This is a genomic window from Brevundimonas sp. Leaf363 (assembly GCF_001424025.1).
In the GTDB taxonomy this organism is placed as follows: domain Bacteria; phylum Pseudomonadota; class Alphaproteobacteria; order Caulobacterales; family Caulobacteraceae; genus Brevundimonas.
Map to the genome: position 1 here is coordinate 1,426,034 of NZ_LMPZ01000002.1, position 17,596 is coordinate 1,443,629.

General features: G+C 66.4%; 20 protein-coding genes. 9 read left to right on the plus strand and 11 right to left on the minus strand.

Annotated elements, in window-relative coordinates:
• Window positions 1-16 precede the first annotated feature (16 nt).
• Complete coding sequence (gene tatB / locus ASG17_RS10210) at window positions 17-667, plus strand: Sec-independent protein translocase protein TatB (protein WP_056102620.1); 651 nt, start codon at window positions 17-19, stop codon at window positions 665-667.
• Window positions 664-1,548 (plus strand): twin-arginine translocase subunit TatC, encoded by an 885-nt coding sequence (gene tatC, locus ASG17_RS10215; protein WP_056102624.1) that lies wholly within the window; start codon window positions 664-666, stop codon window positions 1,546-1,548. The genes tatB and tatC overlap by 4 nt, the downstream gene beginning before the upstream one ends.
• Before the next feature lie 54 nt (window positions 1,549-1,602).
• On the opposite strand, the gene ASG17_RS10220 is transcribed toward tatC, so the two are convergent.
• From ASG17_RS10220 to ASG17_RS10230, 3 genes are all read right to left on the minus strand, one after another.
• Window positions 1,603-2,235 carry a DUF6445 family protein gene (locus tag ASG17_RS10220; protein ID WP_156367798.1) on the minus strand — a complete coding sequence of 211 codons (633 nt, stop codon included), beginning with the start codon at window positions 2,233-2,235 and terminating at the stop codon, window positions 1,603-1,605.
• Window positions 2,236-2,424: 189 nt separating this feature from the next.
• A complete protein-coding gene (gene glnA / locus ASG17_RS10225) occupies window positions 2,425-3,834 on the minus strand; it encodes a type I glutamate--ammonia ligase (protein WP_056102630.1) in 1,410 nt (469 codons plus the stop codon).
• A 75-nt stretch (window positions 3,835-3,909) separates the two neighbouring features.
• The gene (locus tag ASG17_RS10230; RefSeq protein WP_056102632.1) at window positions 3,910-4,248 is read right to left on the minus strand and encodes a P-II family nitrogen regulator; all 339 of its coding nucleotides are present in this window, start codon (window positions 4,246-4,248) and stop codon (window positions 3,910-3,912) included.
• 154 nt (window positions 4,249-4,402) lie between these two features.
• Here ASG17_RS10230 and ASG17_RS10235 point away from each other — a divergent pair, with 154 nt between their 5' ends.
• Window positions 4,403-5,188 carry an NAD(P)H-hydrate dehydratase gene (locus tag ASG17_RS10235; RefSeq protein ID WP_056102635.1) on the plus strand — a complete coding sequence of 262 codons (786 nt, stop codon included), beginning with the start codon at window positions 4,403-4,405 and terminating at the stop codon, window positions 5,186-5,188.
• 50 nt (window positions 5,189-5,238) lie between these two features.
• On the opposite strand, the gene ASG17_RS10240 is transcribed toward ASG17_RS10235, so the two are convergent.
• From ASG17_RS10240 to ASG17_RS10265, 6 genes are all read right to left on the minus strand, one after another.
• Window positions 5,239-6,303 (minus strand): PA0069 family radical SAM protein, encoded by a 1,065-nt coding sequence (locus ASG17_RS10240; protein ID WP_056103435.1) that lies wholly within the window; start codon window positions 6,301-6,303, stop codon window positions 5,239-5,241.
• A gap of 83 nt (window positions 6,304-6,386) precedes the next feature.
• Entirely contained in the window at window positions 6,387-6,746 is a 360-nt protein-coding gene (locus ASG17_RS10245; RefSeq protein ID WP_056102637.1) for a hypothetical protein, read from the minus strand.
• Window positions 6,747-6,910: 164 nt separating this feature from the next.
• The gene (rplI, locus tag ASG17_RS10250; protein WP_056102640.1) at window positions 6,911-7,495 is read right to left on the minus strand and encodes a 50S ribosomal protein L9; all 585 of its coding nucleotides are present in this window, start codon (window positions 7,493-7,495) and stop codon (window positions 6,911-6,913) included.
• A gap of 1 nt (window position 7,496) precedes the next feature.
• Entirely contained in the window at window positions 7,497-7,772 is a 276-nt protein-coding gene (gene rpsR, locus ASG17_RS10255; RefSeq protein ID WP_056102642.1) for a 30S ribosomal protein S18, read from the minus strand.
• A gap of 12 nt (window positions 7,773-7,784) precedes the next feature.
• Entirely contained in the window at window positions 7,785-8,174 is a 390-nt protein-coding gene (rpsF, locus tag ASG17_RS10260; protein WP_056102645.1) for a 30S ribosomal protein S6, read from the minus strand.
• A gap of 191 nt (window positions 8,175-8,365) precedes the next feature.
• A complete protein-coding gene (locus tag ASG17_RS10265) occupies window positions 8,366-8,770 on the minus strand; it encodes a MarR family winged helix-turn-helix transcriptional regulator (RefSeq protein WP_056102648.1) in 405 nt (134 codons plus the stop codon).
• A 134-nt stretch (window positions 8,771-8,904) separates the two neighbouring features.
• On the opposite strand from ASG17_RS10265, the gene fabD reads away from it, so the two are divergent.
• On the plus strand, window positions 8,905-9,852 hold the full coding sequence (gene fabD / locus ASG17_RS10270) for an ACP S-malonyltransferase (protein WP_056103437.1): 948 nt from the start codon (window positions 8,905-8,907) through the stop codon (window positions 9,850-9,852).
• 387 nt (window positions 9,853-10,239) lie between these two features.
• On the opposite strand, the gene ASG17_RS10275 is transcribed toward fabD, so the two are convergent.
• Window positions 10,240-11,481: a serine hydrolase gene (locus tag ASG17_RS10275; protein WP_056102652.1), complete on the minus strand. Its 1,242-nt coding sequence runs from the start codon at window positions 11,479-11,481 to the stop codon at window positions 10,240-10,242.
• 69 nt (window positions 11,482-11,550) lie between these two features.
• Between ASG17_RS10275 and fabG the strand changes: the two genes are divergently transcribed.
• The 5 genes from fabG (at window position 11,551) to gmk (ending at window position 15,927) form a co-directional block, all read left to right on the plus strand.
• On the plus strand, window positions 11,551-12,291 hold the full coding sequence (gene fabG / locus ASG17_RS10280; RefSeq protein WP_056102656.1) for a 3-oxoacyl-[acyl-carrier-protein] reductase: 741 nt from the start codon (window positions 11,551-11,553) through the stop codon (window positions 12,289-12,291).
• 178 nt (window positions 12,292-12,469) lie between these two features.
• Entirely contained in the window at window positions 12,470-12,709 is a 240-nt protein-coding gene (locus ASG17_RS10285) for an acyl carrier protein (RefSeq protein ID WP_013270001.1), read from the plus strand.
• A gap of 133 nt (window positions 12,710-12,842) precedes the next feature.
• On the plus strand, window positions 12,843-14,114 hold the full coding sequence (gene fabF, locus ASG17_RS10290) for a beta-ketoacyl-ACP synthase II (RefSeq protein WP_056102661.1): 1,272 nt from the start codon (window positions 12,843-12,845) through the stop codon (window positions 14,112-14,114).
• A gap of 1 nt (window position 14,115) precedes the next feature.
• Window positions 14,116-15,279 carry an endolytic transglycosylase MltG gene (gene mltG / locus ASG17_RS10295; protein ID WP_056102664.1) on the plus strand — a complete coding sequence of 388 codons (1,164 nt, stop codon included), beginning with the start codon at window positions 14,116-14,118 and terminating at the stop codon, window positions 15,277-15,279.
• Window positions 15,280-15,285: 6 nt separating this feature from the next.
• Window positions 15,286-15,927, plus strand: coding sequence for a guanylate kinase (gene gmk, locus ASG17_RS10300; protein ID WP_056102668.1), 642 nt, complete (start codon window positions 15,286-15,288; stop codon window positions 15,925-15,927).
• Here the strand turns inward: gmk and ASG17_RS10305 are convergent.
• A complete protein-coding gene (locus ASG17_RS10305) occupies window positions 15,894-17,576 on the minus strand; it encodes an MHYT domain-containing protein (protein ID WP_056102671.1) in 1,683 nt (560 codons plus the stop codon). The genes gmk and ASG17_RS10305 overlap by 34 nt on opposite strands.
• Between the last annotated feature and the right edge of the window lie 20 nt (window positions 17,577-17,596).

The following is a 17,596-nucleotide window of genomic DNA, read 5'->3' on the forward strand; positions in this document are numbered from 1 at the left end:
AAGAGAGCCTTAGAGCATGGGCGGCCTCGGCCCCGGGATCGGGGGCTCCGAACTTATTGTCATCGGCCTGGTGGCCCTTCTGGTGGTCGGTCCCAAGGACCTGCCGCTGCTGATGCGCCGTGTCGGCCAGGCCGTGGCCAAGGCGCGTGGCATGGCGAACGAGTTCCGCGCCAGTTTTGACGAAATGGCGCGCCAATCCGAGCTGGACGACCTGCGCAAGGAGGTCGATGCGTTGCGCAAAGGGCAGGGTATGCACCCGCTCGGCGACGAAGCGGCCGCCGCCTTCAAGGACATCAACCAGTCGCTGAACGCGCCGATGACGACGCCCGCCCTGCCGGCGCCGAATGGAGCGTCGCCGAGCGAACCCGCGACCACGACCGCCAGCGAGTGGCCGGATACAGCCGCCGAGACGGTGGCGGCGAGCAGACCGGCGAAGACCGCGCCGAAACGTAAACCGGCCGCCAAGGCCGCGCCGGCCGCCGATGTCGCGCCCGTGCGGAAAACGACCGCCAAGGTCGCCGCGCGGAAGGCCGTGGCCACGCCTGCTCCGGCGTCTGAACCCGCGAAGCCGGCCAAGGTCGCCAAGCCACGCGCCAAGGCCGCCACCGCCAAGGCCGCAGAGCCCAAGGCGGCTGCCACGCCGCGTAAGCGGACGCCCAAGTCATGAGCGCGACCGACCGCGACGAGGCCGACATCGAGGCGTCGCGCGCGCCCCTGATGGACCACCTGATCGAGCTGCGCGGGCGGTTGCTGGTCTGCGTGATCGCCTTCGCCGTCGGCTTCATCGCCTGCTTCTACTTCGCCGGGCCGCTGTATCTGTTCCTGGTCAAGCCGTTCGCCGTGGCGGCCGCCTTCCACCAGGCCGTCGGACCGCATGGCCACGCTTCGCCGTGGGATCTGATCCTGGGCACCGCTGGCCTTGCGCCGGTGCCGCACGTGGACGGCCAGACGGTCCAGCTGATCTACACGGCGCCGCTGGAGATACTCTTCACCAAGATGAAGCTGGCCGGGTTTGGCGCGATCGTCCTGACCTTCCCGGTGCTGGCCTATCAGCTGTACCGGTTCGTGGCGCCGGGCCTGTACCGCAACGAGCGCGGGGCGTTCCTGCCGTTCCTCATTGCGGCGCCGCTGCTGTTCCTGCTGGGCGCGGCGCTGGTCTATTTCGTCATGCTGCCGTTCGTGATGTGGTTCTCGCTGAGCCAACAGATCGTGGGCGACGGGGTGGCGGCGAACCTGCTGCCCAAGGTGTCCGACTATCTGAACCTGGTGACGGCGCTGCTGCTGGCGTTCGGCCTGTGCTTCCAGCTGCCGGTCGTCATGACCCTGCTGGGCCTGGCCGGGCTGATCAGCTCCAAGGTCATGTCGGCGGGCCGCCGCTACGCCATTGTCGGCGTGGTGGTCGTGGCCGCCGTGGTGACGCCGCCGGATCCCATCAGCCAGCTGATGCTCGCCGTGCCGCTGGTGCTGCTCTACGAAATCTCGATCTGGTGTGTTCGCGTCATCGAGATGCGCCGCAAGACGTCGGACGACGCCGAAGCGGCTGTCTGAATGCGGGGCTGAACCTGATCCGGTCGGCCCTGCTCCGGCCCTGCCGATTTCAGCCTAGTCGACGAACACCAGTCGCTGGGTCAACCGCGGTGAACGAATGCGGGCGTCGGACGTGATCCAGTCGCCGACCTCGGCCGTGTGCCAGATGAAGCCGGGGTAGATGGCCAGGCGGTTGAAAACGCCGTCGATGCGGCCGACCTTTTCGAACCCGGCGTCCGTATCGGCGAAATAGCCCTCGCGTTGAGGCTGCCGTTCCGCGTCGGTCTTGCGGAAGAAGGCCGTGCCGCCGCGGTCTTCTTCGTTCAGGTAGACGATCCCGAAGATCGGCGCGGGATCGACGTGCGGCGCACGTTGGGCGGGGGCCAGGTCCTGGGGCAGGGTGTCGACGATGCCGAAGTCCGTCTGCAGGGTCTCGAACCGCGTCACGCGCTGGCCGTCACGCGTCAGCGGAATGCGCGGCAACAGCTGTTGATTGACGAAGTTCTTCACCCAGTCGACCGCACGGAGCAGCGACGGTTGACCGGTGAAGGTGGCCAGACGACCGGGGTACATGGCCGTAGCGGGCGAGAACGACTGGTCCAGCGCCGCCTCGCGGATCGCCTCGGGGTTCTGGTAAAAATTGTCGATGATGATGGCCGGAACGCCCGGCGCGATCGGGGCCATCTGCGGCCGGGCGGCCGGGTTCATCGCGAACAACTCTGACTCTGACACCGCGACCATATCGGAGCAGTGTAGACCTATCACTGATCACTTGCGACCGCGACGCACTGACGCGGACGATTAAATTTTTGACATCATTCGACAATCCGACACAGGCACGAAAAAGGCGCCGGCGGTGAGCCGCCGGCGCCTTCACGTTCAGCCGATCCGCAGGGATCAGCAGCTGTAGTACATGTCGAACTCGACCGGGTGCGGGTGCAGTTGCAGGCGCATCACCTCTTCCATCTTCAGCTCGATGTAGCTGTCGATGAAGTCGTCATCCATGACGCCGCCCTTCTTGAGGAAGGCGCGGTCCTTGTCGAGGCTCTCCAGCGCTTCCTTCAGCGAGCCGCAGACCTCGGGGATCGAGCCGCGCTCTTCCGGCGGGAGGTCGTAGAGGTTCTTGTCGGCGGGGCCGCCCGGATCGATCTGGTTCTCGATCCCGTCCAGACCGGCCATCAGCAGGGCGGTGAAGGTCAGATAGGGGTTGCCCATCGGATCGGGGAAGCGGGCTTCCAGACGCTTGCCCTTGGGTGACGACACCCACGGAATCCGGATCGAAGCCGAACGGTTGCGGGCCGAATAGGCCAGCTTCACCGGCGCTTCATAGCCCGGGACCAGACGCTTGTAGCTGTTGGTCGTCGAGTTGGAGAAGGCGTTGATGGCCTTGGCGTGCTTGATGATCCCGCCGATGTACCACAGACATTCCTGCGACAGGCCCGCGTACTTGTCGCCGGCGAAGGTCGGCTTGCCGTCCTTCCAGATCGACATGTGCACGTGCATGCCCGAGCCGTTGTCCTTGAACATCGGCTTGGCCATGAAGGTCGCCGACTTGCCGTAGGCGGCGGCGACGTTGTGGATGATGTATTTGTACAGCTGCAGCCGGTCGGCCATGGTCAGCATGTCCGAGAACTTCAGGCCCAGCTCGTGCTGTGCCGGGGCCACCTCGTGGTGGTGCTTCTCGGGCTGCATGCCCATGTCGCGCATGACGCCCAGCATCTCGGCGCGCAGGTCCTGACCCGAGTCGACCGGGTTGACCGGGAAGTAGCCGCCCTTGGGTCCCGGACGGTGGCCGAGGTTGCCCTCGGTATATTCCGAACCGGTATTCGACGGCAGTTCGATCGAGTCATACGAATAGCTGGTGTGACCCGGCTCGGTCGTCCAGCGCACGTCGTCGAAGATGAAGAACTCGGCTTCCGGGCCGAAGTAGACCACATCGCCCACGCCCGCCGCCTGGATGTAGGTCAGGGCCTTCTTGGCCATCGAGCGGCTGTCGCGGTTGTAGGGCTCACCCGTGTCCGGGTTCATGACGTCGCAGAACAGGAACATCGTCGTCGCCTGGTAGAACGGGTCGATGTAGGCCGTCGTGAGGTCGGGCTTCAGCAGCATGTCCGACTCGTTGATGGCCTTCCAACCGGCGATCGACGAGCCGTCGAACATCGTGCCTTCGTTGAGGAAATCCTCATCCACCAGGTCGATGTCGAAGGTGACGTGCTGCAGCTTGCCCTTGGTGTCGGTGAATCGGACGTCGACGTATTTGACGTCCTTGTCCTTGATCTCTTTCAAGATCTTGTCGGCGGTGCTCATTCTCGAAGGATCCTGTTCTTCTGGGAGGAAGTTTTTTGGGCGGACGAGCATCGAGGCCCGGACGCCGATCGTGCGTCAGACAGCCTGCGACCCGGTCTCCCCGGTTCGAATGCGAATGACGTCGGCGACGTCCGAAACGAAGATCTTGCCGTCTCCGATCTTGCCCGTACGCGCACTGGTCTGGATCGCCTCGACCACGGCCGGGGCGAGGTCGTCGGCGACCACCACCTCGATCTTGATCTTGGGAAGGAAGTCGATGACGTATTCGGCGCCGCGGTACAGCTCCGAATGCCCTTTCTGTCGGCCATATCCCTTGGCCTCGAGCACCGTCATGCCCTGGACGCCCACGTCTTGCAGGGCCTCCTTCACTTCATCGAGCTTGAACGGCTTGATGACGGCTTCGATCTTCTTCATGGCGTCCCCGGGGCGGCCTCAGGTCCGCCCGCACATGGTGTGGTAAGGGACATTGCAATGCACCATCTGGCAAGTCTCTTTTCGTGCTTGCACAGATAATGTCGGACCAGGCGTTTTGACGGAAACAAACGACCCCAAACTGTGGCGAGAGGCGATGCCTTGGCCGGGCCCTGCGGCGCACAAACACGCGCGAGGGCGCCTGGGCGTGGTTTCCGGCAGGCTGCACCAGACAGGCGCAGCGCGATTGGCGGCGCGTGCGGGACTGCGGATGGGCGCCGGGCTGGTCAAGGTGCTTTGCCCGCCGGACGCCACGGCCGTGTTGGCGGGGGCGCTGGAGGCCGTCATGGTCCAGCCTTTCCACGGACCGGAAGACCTGCGGCGCGAAGCCGAGCCGATGGACGCCGTCGTGATCGGCCCGGCGGCCGGCGTGGACGAGGCGACGGTGTTCAACCTGGCGGCGCTGGAGCGGACGGGGGCGGCCCTGGTGGTCGACGCGGACGCGCTGAGCGTCTTCGAGGGGCGGGCGGACATGCTGTTCCAGTCGCTGGATCGCGACGATGTGCTGACACCGCATGAGGGGGAGTTCGAGCGACTCTTCCCCGGCTTTTTGAAGTCGGGGCGCGAGGCGGCGGCGGTCGAGGCGGCGCGGCGGGCGGGCTGCGTGGTGCTGCTGAAGGGACCGCAGACCCTGGTGGCGTCGCCGGACGGGCGACTGCGCTCCAATCCGAACGGCTCGCCGTGGCTGGCGACCGCGGGGTCCGGGGACGTCCTGGCGGGCATGATCGGCGGGCTGGTGGCGCAGAGGATGGACAGTTTCGATGCGGCTTCTGCGGCCTGCTGGATGCACGCGCAGGCCGCAGAGGAGTTTGGGCCGGGGCTGATCGCGGAGGATCTGCCCGGATTGCTGCCAGGGGTGTTGCGGGGACTGCGCAGGGACTGAGGGGAGGTTGGTGCTGCCTTTCCCTCCAGGAAGGCAAAGCAAGGCGCCTTTCAGAACAGCTCGAGCTGCGGGCGGAACTCCGGCGGGACCTTGAACTGGGTTTCGTCCAGTTGGTACCTCGGCGCGTCGAGACCGTAGCGTTTGATCGCCGCCTTGAACCGCATCGCCAAAAGATCCGCGATCGGTCCGGTTCCCTTCATGCGCTGAGACCAGTCGGGGTCGTAGTCGCGGCCGCCCCGGGTCTGGCGGATCAGGGACATGACGCGGGCGGCGCGATCGGGACGAGCGTCGGACAGCCATTCGCGGAACAGATCCTTGATCTCCAGCGGCAGCCGCAGCGTGACGTACATGGCGCTGGTGGCGCCCGCCTTCGAAGCGGCTTCCAGCACCGCCTCCATCTCGTGGTCATTGAGGCCCGGGATGACAGGAGCGAAGCCGACGCCTACGGGCACGCCGGCGTCGGTCAGCCGACGGATCGCTTCCAGTCGCTTGGCAGGCGTGGACGCTCGGGGCTCCATGGCGCGGGCCAAGCCCCGGTCGAGCGTCGTGATGGAGACAAAGGCCGAGGCCAAGCCCCGCCTTCCCATAGGACCGAGAATATCGGCGTCACGCGCGATCAGCACCGACTTGGTGATGATCGAGAACGGATGACTGAACCGCTCGAGCACCTCGAGAATCGCGCGGGTGGCGTTCAAGTCTCGCTCGACGGGCTGATAAGGGTCGGTGTTGCCACCTATGTGGATGCGCTTGCACCTGTATCGTGGGTTGGCGAGCTCCTGTTCCAGCAGACGCGCGCCTTCGGGTTTGAAGAAGATGCGGCTCTCGAAATCCAGGCCCGGGGATAGGCCCATCCAGGCATGGGACGGACGGGCGTAACAGTAGATGCAGCCATGTTCGCAGCCCTTGTAGGGGTTGATGGAGCGGTCGAAGCCGATGTCCGGACTGGTGTTCCGGGCGATGATGGTGCGGGCGTATTCGGGCGTGAGCTGGGTCCGCAGCTGGGCCGGCTCGACGTCTTCGGACGTCCAACCGTCGTCGAAGACGTCCTGAACATGACGTTCGTATCGCCCGGTCGCATTGGAGCGCGCGCCTCGTCCTTTCGCCGCCTCGGCCATGACCTGAAGATGCGCGCAACGCTGGAACAAAGCAAGAACATATGAGGCGTCGCGAGGACGGATTTACGGACAGGCTCAGTGGATCAAGCGCAGGGGTAGCGTTCGGTCATCCACTCGCGCACGGCCTGGGTGACGCTGATCGAGCGCCGGCCCGCCGGGATGGCGCCAAAGCGGGCCAGGATGTCGTTAGGGCTGAGCCTGACTTCATCGGGGATGCAGGTGGTCGATCGGCCGGCGGCCTTGGCCGCCGCCTGTTCCTGGCGAACTGTCCGCATGGCGCCGCGAAACTCGCCGATCAGACGGCGCGCATCGGGGCGAAGCAGGGCTGTGGGGTTCTGGGGGACGGCGCGCGCTGTTGTCAGAAAAGCATCGACCGACATGGCCTCGGCAGAGCCGGCCAACAGGACGAGCGCCAGCGTAGCGGCGAAGAATTTCAAGCGCATCCGGCCCCCGGGTGTTGAAGGCGTAAGCTGCGCTGTGGATCGCGGCAAAATCAGGACCGGTGCGCTCTGCCGAGGGCGGCCGACGTTCCTCGGTGGCTCCTGATCAAAATGAAAAAGGGCGCGCCCCGAAGGACGCGCCCTGATCATTGTGCAACTGGTCGAGCCTAGGCTTCGAAGCCCAGGCCTTCCTGTTGGCCGGCGCCGCCTTCGATGAGCTCCTGGGCCGCCTGTTCGGCGGCTTCACGCTCGTTCGAAAACTGCGAGGCGATGACGTCTTCGCCCTTGGCCTGGCGCTCGGCTTCGTCGGCCGAGCGAGCGATGTTGATCTTCACCGTGGCGCGAACCTCGGCGTGCAGACGAACCGCCACCTCGTGAACGCCCAGCGTCTTGATCGGGACGTGCAGAACGACCTGCGACTTCTCGACCTTGGCGCCTTCAGCCTGGACGGCTTCGGCGACGTCGCGACCGGCGACCGAACCGTACAGTTGGCCGGTTTCACCCGCCTGACGGATCATGACGTAGGTCTGACCGTCGATCTTGTCGGCGATCTTCTGAGCGTCGGCCTTGTTCTTGTCGTTGCGTTGCTCGATGGCGACGCGGTCGAGTTCGAACGCCTTCAGGTTGGCGGACGTGGCCCGGCGGGCCTTGTCGCGCGGCAGAAGGAAGTTGCGGGCGAAGCCGTCCTTGACAGTGACGACGTCGCCGATGGCGCCGAGGTTATCGACGCGTTCCAGCAGAACGACCTTCATCTTATTTCACCACGTAGGGCAGGAGGGCCAGATAGCGAGCGCGCTTGATGGCCTGGGCCAGCAGACGCTGCTTCTTCTGGGAGACGGCGGTGATGCGCGAGGGCACGATCTTGCCGCGTTCGGACACGTAACGCTGCAGGAGCTTCACGTCCTTGTAGTCGATCTTCGGCGCGTTCGGACCCGAGAAGGGGCAAACCTTGCGGCGACGATAGAAGGGGCGACGGGCGGGGCCGGAGCCGGCCGGTGCGCCCGGGGTCGGGCCAGTGGTGTCGGTCATGTTCCGGGTTCCTTAGACGGCTTCGGCGGCGGGAGCGTCGTCACGGGGACCACGCTCACGTTCACGCTCGCGCTCGCGCTCACGACGCGCCAGCAGCGGCGACAGTTCCAGGTCGAGTTCCTCGACGCGGACGGTCAGCCAGCGCAGCACGTCTTCGTTGATCGACAGCTGACGCTCGACCTCGGCCATGGCGGCCGGGGGCGTGTCGACGGCGAGCAGCGAATAGTGCGCCTTGCGGTTCTTCTTCACCCGATAGGTCAGGTTGCGCAGACCCCAGTACTCGATCTTGGCGACGGTGCCGCCGCCTTCTTCGATCAGAGCCTTGATGGTGTCGTTCAGCGCTTCGGCCTGTTGCGCGCTGATGTCCTGGCGCGACATGACCGTGTGCTCGTAAAGAGCCATTGGCAGTCTCCCTTGTGGGGCTTCGGCGCGGAGGGACCGGGTTAAAGTCCGTTCCACGATGGATCCCGAGGCGGCGGCCGGGATGACTTCCCGAACCCTTTGGTTCTCCGCTCCGGGACCGAGGCCCTGGAAAGCGGGCGCGTATAGGGGAAAAGGCCCAGGCCGGCAAGCGATTGGGCGCATGCCGCGCCTCAGACGATGGCTTCAAGCTCAGACAGCAGCGACAGGAGGCGGTCGTTGCGGTGCGTGCGGCCATCGTCGAGGCGGGCTTGGACAGCGCTCCAGTCGGGCAGGGCGGCGGCCAGGCGTTCTCGCCCGGCAAACGACAGGCGGATCGTCTGGCTGCGGATCGGCCCGGTGGCGGTCTCGACCAGACCGTCGCGTATGAGCGGTTGCAGGGTCCGCCAGAGGCCGCTCTTTTCATAGCCGCCCGCCTCGGCAAGTCGGGCGAGGGTGTGGTCGCCGGCGCCGAGGCTGCGCAGGATCGAGAACTGCGTCTCCGTCAGCCCGTGCGGCGACAGGGCCTGGTCATAGGCGCGGCTAAGGACGCGAGAGGCGCGGCGTAGACGCTCGCAGAAGCAGACGTCATCGGTCATGCGGCCACCTACGTGCACGGCCTTGCATATGCAATCCGCGAGTGTCGGTCGAGGCCCGCTTGCCCCACCGGAAGGTCGCGCCTATCGCTGCGCGCCTAAATCGCGGCCCGTTCTCGCAGTCCACGGAGTTTCTGATGACCCTCGCGCTTCTCTTCCCTGGTCAGGGCAGTCAGTCGGTCGGCATGGGCGCCGAACTCGCGGACGCCTACGCCAGTGCGCGCGACGTCTTCGCCGAGGTGGACGAGGCGCTGGGTCAGAAGCTGTCGGTGTTGATGCGCGAAGGGCCGGACGATCAGCTGACCCTGACCGAGAACGCCCAGCCGGCGCTGATGGCCGTCTCGTTGGCCGCCATGCGCGTGTTGAAGGTTGAGTTCGGCATCGACGTGACCGTCGCCGCCTTCGTCGCGGGCCACTCGCTGGGCGAATATTCGGCGCTTGCCGCAGCGGACGCTCTAACCGTGCCGGACACAGCGCGACTGCTGAAACTCCGTGGTCAGGCCATGCAGCGCGCCGTGGGCGTGGGGCAGGGCGCGATGGCCTCGCTGATCGGACCGAAGACGGACCTCGCCCTGGCCGAGGCCGCCGCTGCGGTGGGCTCGCAGGCCGGCGTGTGCGTCGTCGCCAACGACAACAATCGGGGCAATGTCGTCATCTCGGGCGACAAGGCGGCTATCGAAGCAGCCATCGCCAAGGCCAAGGAACTGGGCGCGCGCGCCATTCCCCTGAACGTCTCGGCGCCCTTCCACTGCCCGCTGATGCAGCCGGCGGCGGACGAGATGGACCGGGCTCTGACCTCCGCAGTCTTCATGCCCCCCGCCGTGCCCGTGGTCGTCAATGTGACCGCGCGGCCTGAAACGGCTCCCGAGGCATTCCGTCGCCTGCTGGTCGAACAGGTGACCGGCCGCGTCCGCTGGCGCGAATCGATGGAGTGGATGGCGACCGAGGGCGGCGTGACGCGCTTCGTCGAGGTCGGCTCTGGCAAGGTGCTGTCCGGCATGGCCAAACGGATCGCGCCGGAAGCCGAGAGTCTGTCACTGAACACGCCGGCCGATCTGGAAGCCTTCGCGGCGTCGCTGAGGTAGCGCCGCGATGCGCTGGCCGAGCGTCTACAACTGGAGTCTAGTGCTAGGTTGGCGACGTTTGGTCATTTGGCTCTCGCAGGCCTATCTTGCGACCTACTTGGCGAGGCTTGTGAGCCATTGGGTGCCGGTCGCATACGGCGCCGTATTTATCTTCTGCCTCCTCGGCGTCGGATTGTTGCTTCTGGCCGGATTGGTTACGAATTGCCCTCGGTGTTGGAGAAGCTCCTTCAGTCGCAGGGAGGAGAGAGCCGGTCAAACAGAGTGGCGCACACACTTTCTCCCGGTTCAAACCTGCATGGAATGTGGTGTCGATCTGACGGCATTCCCTCCCTGCAGTTCCCCTCCGAAAGCGCGCGTCTGATAGGCTATCGATAGGCCGGACTTTCGCTAAAGCGCCGCCACGTCGGCCAGGATGGCGGTTTTGATCGTCTCCATATCGACTGCGCCCCAGGGGAAGAACTGGACCATGGCTACGGCGGCGAACCGGCGTTCGGGGTCCAGCCAGGCCTTGGTGCCGGCGGCGCCGTCCCAGCCATAGGCGCCGGGCTCCCGCCCGCCCGGCCGACCGACGAAACCGCCGAAGCCGTAGCCGTTGCCGTAGAAATCGAGCGGGGGCGGCAGGATGTCGGAGCGGACCAGGCGCGCCGTCTCAGGCTTCATGACCGTTACGGTCCCGGCGCGGCCGTCGTTCAGCAGGGTGGTCAGGAAGGCGAGATAGTCTTTCGCCGAGGAGATCAGACCCGCGCCACCCGCAAAGAGCGTCACAGGCTGCGAATAGATTTCCGCAGAGGCGCCGACCGCCGGCGTGCGGCCGCCGTTGGAATAGTCGTAGACCTGGGCCATCGCGCGGCCGGCAGGCAGCTGCCAGACCGTGCTCGTCATGCCGATCGGATCGAACAGGCGCCGCTGGACGAACTCGGGGAAGGACATGCCCGACACGCGCTGAATCACCAGCCCCAGCACGTCCAAGCCGACACTGTAGTTGTAGGCGGTCCCTGGCTCATGCAGCAGCGGGATCCGGCCCAGGGCCGCGACCATGGCGTCCAGATCGCGGACACGGGCCCCGTCGCCGGCCTCCAGCGCTCCGGTGAAGGGCAGGACGCCGAGGCGGCGATATTCGTTCTGGACGAAGTTGTGACCGGCGATGGTGTAGGTCAGGCCGCTGGTGTGGGTCAGCAGGTGGCGAATCGTCATGACCTGCTGCGCAGGGCGGGCTTCCAGACTCGTCTCTGGATCGATCGCCACGGTCAGATGGGCGAACTCGGGAATGATATCGGCGACCGGCGTATCGAGCGTCAGCCGACCATCTTCGATCAAAAGGGCAGCCGCCGTGCCGGTGACCGGCTTGGTCATCGAATAGATGCGGAAGAGGCTGTCGCGATCCACTCCCGGCGCATCGCCGAAGTCCAGGCGGCCTGCCTGCAGGAAGACATCCTGCCCGGACGGCGTGCGCACGCCCACGGCCGCGCCCGGCAGCTTCTGTTCCGCGATCAGGCGGTCGAGGACGGCCTGGGTCTGTGGGAAGGCCGCCGAGCGGGCCCAGGCGGACCCGCTGAGGCTGGCAAGCGATAGGGCGCCGGCGCCCAGAAACAGCGAACGGCGGCTGGTGATCAGACGTGCGGCGGACATGGGGCGTTCCTCTGGCGGTGCGGCGCGGCCTCGGTTAGGACCGCCCTCTGGTTTCAAGAGGAACGTGACATGTTCGACCTGACTGGCAAGACGGCACTGGTCACCGGCGCGACCGGCGGCATCGGCGGCGCAGTGGCGCGGGCGCTGCATGCGCAAGGCGCGACCGTGGTCCTGTCGGGCACGCGCGAAGCGGTTCTGGCCGATCTGGCGGCGTCGCTGGGCGAGCGCGCGCATTTCGCCACCGCCAATCTGTCCGATCCGGCCTCGGTCGACGGCCTGGTCGGGGCGGCCGAAGCGGTCGCGAACGCGCCGCTGGACATCCTGGTCGCCAACGCCGGCATCACCAAGGATCAGCTGCTGATGCGCATGAAGGACGAGGATTTCCAGTCGGTGCTGACCGTCAATCTGGAGAGCTATTTCCGCCTGACCCGCGCGGTCGTGAAAGGAATGATGAAGCGTCGGACGGGGCGAATCATCGGCGTCACTTCGGTCGTGGGCGTCACCGGCAACCCCGGCCAGACCAATTATTCGGCGTCGAAGGCCGGCATGATCGGCTTCTCCAAGTCGCTGGCGCAGGAGGTGGGTTCGCGCGGCATCACGGTGAACTGCATCGCCCCGGGCTTCATCGCATCTCCCATGACCGACGTGCTGAACGAGGGTCAGCGGGACACGATCCTGGGGCGTATCCCGGCCGGCAGGCTCGGGACGGGCGAGGAGATCGCGGCGGCGGCCGTCTACCTAGCGTCCGACGAGGCGGCCTATGTCACGGGGCAGACGATGCACGTGAACGGCGGGATGGCGATGATCTGATCTTTGGCGATCACGCCCGGTTACGGGCTATTTCACTTCGCCAAGCCCGTGCTAAAGGGCCCCAACGCAACCCCCGTCGCCACGCTCGCGTTGGGGACTTGCACCGCCGGCGCTCTCGTGAGACGGCAAAGCTTACCAACCTCGCCGACCAACGGCGGCAGACAAGGCAGAGAGACGCATGTCCGATACGCTCGAACGGGTCCGCAAGATCGTGATCGACCACCTGGACGCTGATCCGGACAAGGTCACGGAAAAGGCCAGCTTCATTGACGACCTGGGCGCTGACTCGCTCGACAACGTCGAACTGGTCATGGCTTTTGAAGAAGAATTCGACATCGAAATCCCCGACGACGCGGCGGAGCACATCCAGACCGTCGGCGACGCGGTGAAGTTCATCGACGAGAAGACCGCGGCGTAATCGCCCGGCCTTCAGCGCCATCGATATCGCGGCCGTCGGGGCGACCCGGCGGCCGTTTTCGTTCAGGCCTAGCCTCACGGGCCAGGCCTCTCTAGATAACGGCTGACGAGAATCCGTAGCTGTTGGAGCCTGTATGCGTCGCGTCGTCGTAACCGGCATCGGCCTTCTGACCCCCTTGGGCTGGGGCGTGGAGAAGAGCTGGAGGGGCATTGTCGAAGGCCAGTCGGGCATCGGCCCGATCACGGCGTTCGATACCGAGGGCTACGGCTGCACCATCGCCGGCGAGGTTCCGTCGGTGGACGGGCGCGGCGGGGGCGGCGAGGGCGACTTCGATCCCGACAAGATCATGTCGGCCAAGGACCGCAAGCGCGTCGACGACTTCATCCTATACGCCATCGCGGCGGCCGATGAAGCGCTGCACGACGCCGGGTGGAAGCCCGAGAGCGAAGAGGACCGCGAGCGTACGGGCGTGATGGTCGGCGCGGGCATCGGCGGCCTAGGGCCTATCGCGGACACGGCCATCATTCTGAAGGAGCAGGGGCCGCGCCGCGTCAGTCCCTTCTTCATCCCCATGTCCCTGATCAACCTGGCCTCGGGGCAGATCTCGATCCGCCACGGGCTGAAGGGGCCGAACCATTCGGTCGTGACGGCCTGCGCCACCGGCGCACATGCCATCGGCGACGCGGCGCGGATGATCGCGCTGGACGACGCCGACGTGATGATCGCGGGCGGAGCCGAAAGCTCCATCGTGCCGATCGGCATCGCCGGCTTCCTGGCCTGCAAGGCGCTGTGCACCGCCTATAACGACACGCCCGAGACGTCGTCGCGTCCGTGGGACCGGGGCCACGCCGGCTTCGTCATGGGCGAGGGCGCCGGCATCCTGGTGCTGGAGGAGTACGAGCACGCCAAGTCGCGCGGCGCGACCATCTACGCCGAGGTCGTCGGATACGGCATGAGCGGCGACGCCTATCACATCACCGCCCCAGCCGAGGACGGCGACGGCGGTCTGCGGGCCATGAAGATGGCGCTGAAGCGTGCCGGGCTGGAGCCGTCGGACCTGGACTACGTCAACGCCCACGGCACCTCGACCATGGCCGACTGGATCGAGCTGAGGGCCGTCGAGCGGCTGGTCGGCGATCACGCCAAGAACCTGGCTGTGTCGTCCACCAAGTCGATGACGGGCCACCTGCTGGGCGCCGCCGGGGCCATCGAGGCAGCCTTCTGCGTGCTGGCCATCCGCGACCAGATCGCGCCGCCGACCATCAACCTGGACGACCCCGAGCATGAAACGGCCATCGACCTGGTCCCGCACAAGGGCAAGCCGATGAAGATCGATGTGGCGATGTCCAACAGCTTCGGTTTCGGAGGCACCAACGCCTCGGTGATCTTCAAGAAGGTCGATTGAGATGGTCTTCGGCCGCCGGGGGACGGTTGAGAAACGGCCAGGCTGGGTCGTTGCGCTGCTGACCGCTTCGGCGACCTTCAGCCTGTTCCTGATCGCAGGGCTCGCCGTGGCGTGGAGCGTATTCTACGGGCCCGGACCCTCGGCGCGGCAGGGCGACAGCACCGTGGTGACCCTGTCCTCGGGATCGGGCGTCTCGGCCATCGCGGCTCAACTGCGCGCCGCCGGAGTGATCCGCTCGACCGACATGTTCAAGGCGGCGGCGACCCTGACCGGTGCGGATCGGCGTCTCAGGGCGGGCGAGTACGAGGTGCCGACCAAGGCCTCGTTGAGCAATGTCATCGGCCTTCTGACCAGCGGGCAGGTGGTGCGCCACTTCGTGACATTGCCGGAAGGCTGGTCGTCGGCCCAGGCCATCGACATCCTGATGAAGGAAGCCATCCTGACCGGGGCGGCGCCAGAGGTTCCCGAGGAAGGCAGCCTGTGGCCCGACACCTATGAGATCACACGCGGCGAGACACGCAGCGAGGTCATCGCGCGGATGCAGCACGCCATGGACGAAAACCTCGCCACGTTTTGGGCCGGACGCAGCCAGGCGACGGTCGTGCGCTCGCCCGAAGAGGCGGTGATCCTGGCCTCCATCGTCGAGAAGGAGACGGGGCTAGCGGCGGAACGGCCGCGCGTGGCCGCCATCTTCTCCAACCGGCTGCGTAGTGGCATGCGGCTCGAGAGCGATCCGACCATCGTCTACGGCATCACCCAGGGCCGGCCGCTGGGTCGTGGCATCCGTCGCTCTGAATTGGACCGCCAGACGCCCTGGAACACCTATCAGATCGACGGCCTGCCCCCGACGCCCATCGCCAACCCGGGCAAGGAGGCGATCAAGGCGGTGCTGAGCCCGCCCAGCACCGGCGAGCTGTTCTTCGTCGCGGACGGGACGGGCGGCCACGCCTTCGCCCGGACCTATGACGAGCATCTGGCCAATGTGGCGCGCTGGCGAGCCATCGAGCGGCAGCGCGCGGGCTTGCCGCCTGATGCGCCGGCGCCGACGACACCCGAGACCGCGCCGACCGTGCCCATGACCGCGCCGGGGGAGGCGCCTGCCGCTGGCGGCCAAGCCGTCATCACCATGAACCCGCCGGGCGCCGCGCGTCCGACCCAGCCTTAAGTTCCCATGTCGAATGACCGCACGCCCCGCCGGGGCGTCCTCCTGATCGTCGCCAGCCCGTCCGGGGCCGGCAAGACCTCGCTGTGCCGCCGTCTGATGGCCGACCACCGCGGGCTTGAGCTGTCGATCAGCATGACGACGCGCGCACCCCGGCCAGGCGAAGTGCCGGACCGCGACTATCATTTCGTCGATCATGCCGAGTTCCAGCGCCTGATCGACGCTGACGCCTTTCTGGAATGGGCCGACGTCCACGGCCAGCGCTATGGTTCGCCGCGTGGGCCGATCGACCGGGCGCTGTCGGAGGGCCGCGATGTGCTGTTCGACATCGACTGGCAGGGCGCCGCGCAGGTGGCCGCGAAATGCCCTGAGGACGCCGTGCGGGTCTTCATCCTGCCGCCCAGCCTGGAGGAGCTGCGCCGCCGCCTGGTGACCCGATCACAGGACGCGGAAGAGGTGATCGAGCGGCGGATCAGGAACGCCAAGGGCGAGATCGAGCACTGCGATGCGTTCGACTACGTCTTCGTCAACGACGATTTCGACAGGTCGTACGCCGAGCTGGCCCACATCTATCACGCCGAACGCAGCAGCCGACGGCGCAACCTGTGGGTGGCGGGCTACAAGGCGTCGTTGTTGAGCGAAAGCGTCTGATCGTCCGCAGGCTTGCGCGTGAAACGCAAGGTCGCGTGCAGACCCCTTCGCCGATAGTCGATCTGGGCAGAGCCGTTCAGCATTCCCTCCAGGCTCTTGCGGATCAGGCGACTGCCGAAGCCGGTTTGAACCGGCTCGCGCGCTTCGGGCCCGCCGGTCTCCTCCCACTCGATCGTCAGCAGGTCATTGTCGCCCTGGCGCCAGCGAACGTCGACGCAGCCTGACGCGGTGGAGAGCGCGCCGTATTTTGCGGCGTTGGTGGCAAGCTCGTGCACCACGAGGCCCAGAGCCAGCGTTTCTGACGACTGCAGCAGAATTTCGGGGCCGTTCAACCGCACCTGCTCGGGCGCGAAGGGACGAAACTCCTGCTCCAACATCGACCGCAGGTCGGCGCGCTCCCAGCCATTGGCGGTCAGCAGGTTATGGGTGTTGGACAAGGCGATCAGCCGGGCCTCGAAAACACGCTGGAAACTGGGGACGTCGGGTGTTCGGCGGGCGGTCAGGGTGGCGATCGACTGGATGGTGGCGAGGGTGTTCTTCACCCGATGGTTCAGCTCGTTGATCAGAAGCCGTTGACGACGCTCGGCGGTTTCAAGGTCGATGAAGGCCTGACGACGGTCAGTGATGTCGGTGACCACGCCTGCCAGCTTGTAAGGACGGCCGGCGCTCGATCGCAACAGGCGCCCCCGCAGCTGGATCCAGCGTCCCGTGTCCAGAAGCTGCACCTCGACGTCATACGGCTCGTCGCCCGCAAGCGCGCGCTCCAGCGCCGCCTCGCGCAGGGCCTGGTCGTGCGGCAGCAGGCGACGTGCGAAGTCGGCCTGCGTGAAAGGGCCTGCATCGATGTCGATGATGCGGCGCGCGCGCTCTGACACCCACAGGTCACGAGAAGGCAGGGCCAGCTCCCAGTAGCCCACGCCGCCTGCGTCGATGGTCGCCATCAGGCTGTTGCGCTGATCGATCAGGGCGGCGCCCAGGGCCACAAAGAGGATGAACAGGCTGAAGGCCGCGACGGTGATCGCGAGAACGACCGGCGGTGCGCCGGGTGTGACAGGGTCGCCGGCGACCATCGTCATCTCGAGCGCGGCCATGCCGGTATAGTGCATCCCGACGACGGCCAGCCCCAGGACGGTCGCCGCGCCTGCGCGCCAAAGGGCTGAACGCTCCAATCGGGCAGCGAACAGGGCGATCGTGGAGGCGACGATGGCGATGATGGCCGAGAACAGAACCAGCGAGGGGTTGTAGCCGAGCGACCCGGTCGTCCTGAGAGCCGCCATCCCGACATAGTGCATGGCGCACACCGACAGTCCCATCATCACGCCGGCCAGCATGACGCCGGTCCGGCCGACGCCCGGACGCGAGGCGAAGAAGAAGGCGGCGCCTGTCCCTGCGACGGCCAGCAGGAACGAGAGAAGCGTGAGCCCGATCTCGTAGCTTATGGGGGATCCTGGATCGAAGCCCAGCATGGCGATGAAATGCATCGACCAGACGCCGCCGCCCATCGTCAGCGCCGCGGCGGCGAGCCAGACGCGACCCGTCGTCCGGCTGTGCGCGCGCACCCGGTCGAACAGATTCAGCGCCGTCCAACCACAGAAGACGGCGACGACGACAGACAGCGCTGTAAAAATGGAAAGATGATCGTGATGCAAATGTACGGTCCCGAACGCGG

Coding starts and splice junctions, on each gene's coding strand:
- tatB (WP_056102620.1), top strand. CDS start 17: ATGGGCGGCCTCGGCCCCGGGATCGGGGGCTCCGAACTTATTGTCATC.
- tatC (WP_056102624.1), top strand. CDS start 664: ATGAGCGCGACCGACCGCGACGAGGCCGACATCGAGGCGTCGCGCGCG.
- ASG17_RS10220 (WP_156367798.1), bottom strand. CDS start 2,235: ATGAACCCGGCCGCCCGGCCGCAGATGGCCCCGATCGCGCCGGGCGTT.
- glnA (WP_056102630.1), bottom strand. CDS start 3,834: ATGAGCACCGCCGACAAGATCTTGAAAGAGATCAAGGACAAGGACGTC.
- ASG17_RS10230 (WP_056102632.1), bottom strand. CDS start 4,248: ATGAAGAAGATCGAAGCCGTCATCAAGCCGTTCAAGCTCGATGAAGTG.
- ASG17_RS10235 (WP_056102635.1), top strand. CDS start 4,403: ATGCCTTGGCCGGGCCCTGCGGCGCACAAACACGCGCGAGGGCGCCTG.
- ASG17_RS10240 (WP_056103435.1), bottom strand. CDS start 6,303: ATGGCCGAGGCGGCGAAAGGACGAGGCGCGCGCTCCAATGCGACCGGG.
- ASG17_RS10245 (WP_056102637.1), bottom strand. CDS start 6,746: ATGCGCTTGAAATTCTTCGCCGCTACGCTGGCGCTCGTCCTGTTGGCC.
- rplI (WP_056102640.1), bottom strand. CDS start 7,495: ATGAAGGTCGTTCTGCTGGAACGCGTCGATAACCTCGGCGCCATCGGC.
- rpsR (WP_056102642.1), bottom strand. CDS start 7,772: ATGACCGACACCACTGGCCCGACCCCGGGCGCACCGGCCGGCTCCGGC.
- rpsF (WP_056102645.1), bottom strand. CDS start 8,174: ATGGCTCTTTACGAGCACACGGTCATGTCGCGCCAGGACATCAGCGCG.
- ASG17_RS10265 (WP_056102648.1), bottom strand. CDS start 8,770: ATGACCGATGACGTCTGCTTCTGCGAGCGTCTACGCCGCGCCTCTCGC.
- fabD (WP_056103437.1), top strand. CDS start 8,905: ATGACCCTCGCGCTTCTCTTCCCTGGTCAGGGCAGTCAGTCGGTCGGC.
- ASG17_RS10275 (WP_056102652.1), bottom strand. CDS start 11,481: ATGTCCGCCGCACGTCTGATCACCAGCCGCCGTTCGCTGTTTCTGGGC.
- fabG (WP_056102656.1), top strand. CDS start 11,551: ATGTTCGACCTGACTGGCAAGACGGCACTGGTCACCGGCGCGACCGGC.
- ASG17_RS10285 (WP_013270001.1), top strand. CDS start 12,470: ATGTCCGATACGCTCGAACGGGTCCGCAAGATCGTGATCGACCACCTG.
- fabF (WP_056102661.1), top strand. CDS start 12,843: ATGCGTCGCGTCGTCGTAACCGGCATCGGCCTTCTGACCCCCTTGGGC.
- mltG (WP_056102664.1), top strand. CDS start 14,116: ATGGTCTTCGGCCGCCGGGGGACGGTTGAGAAACGGCCAGGCTGGGTC.
- gmk (WP_056102668.1), top strand. CDS start 15,286: ATGTCGAATGACCGCACGCCCCGCCGGGGCGTCCTCCTGATCGTCGCC.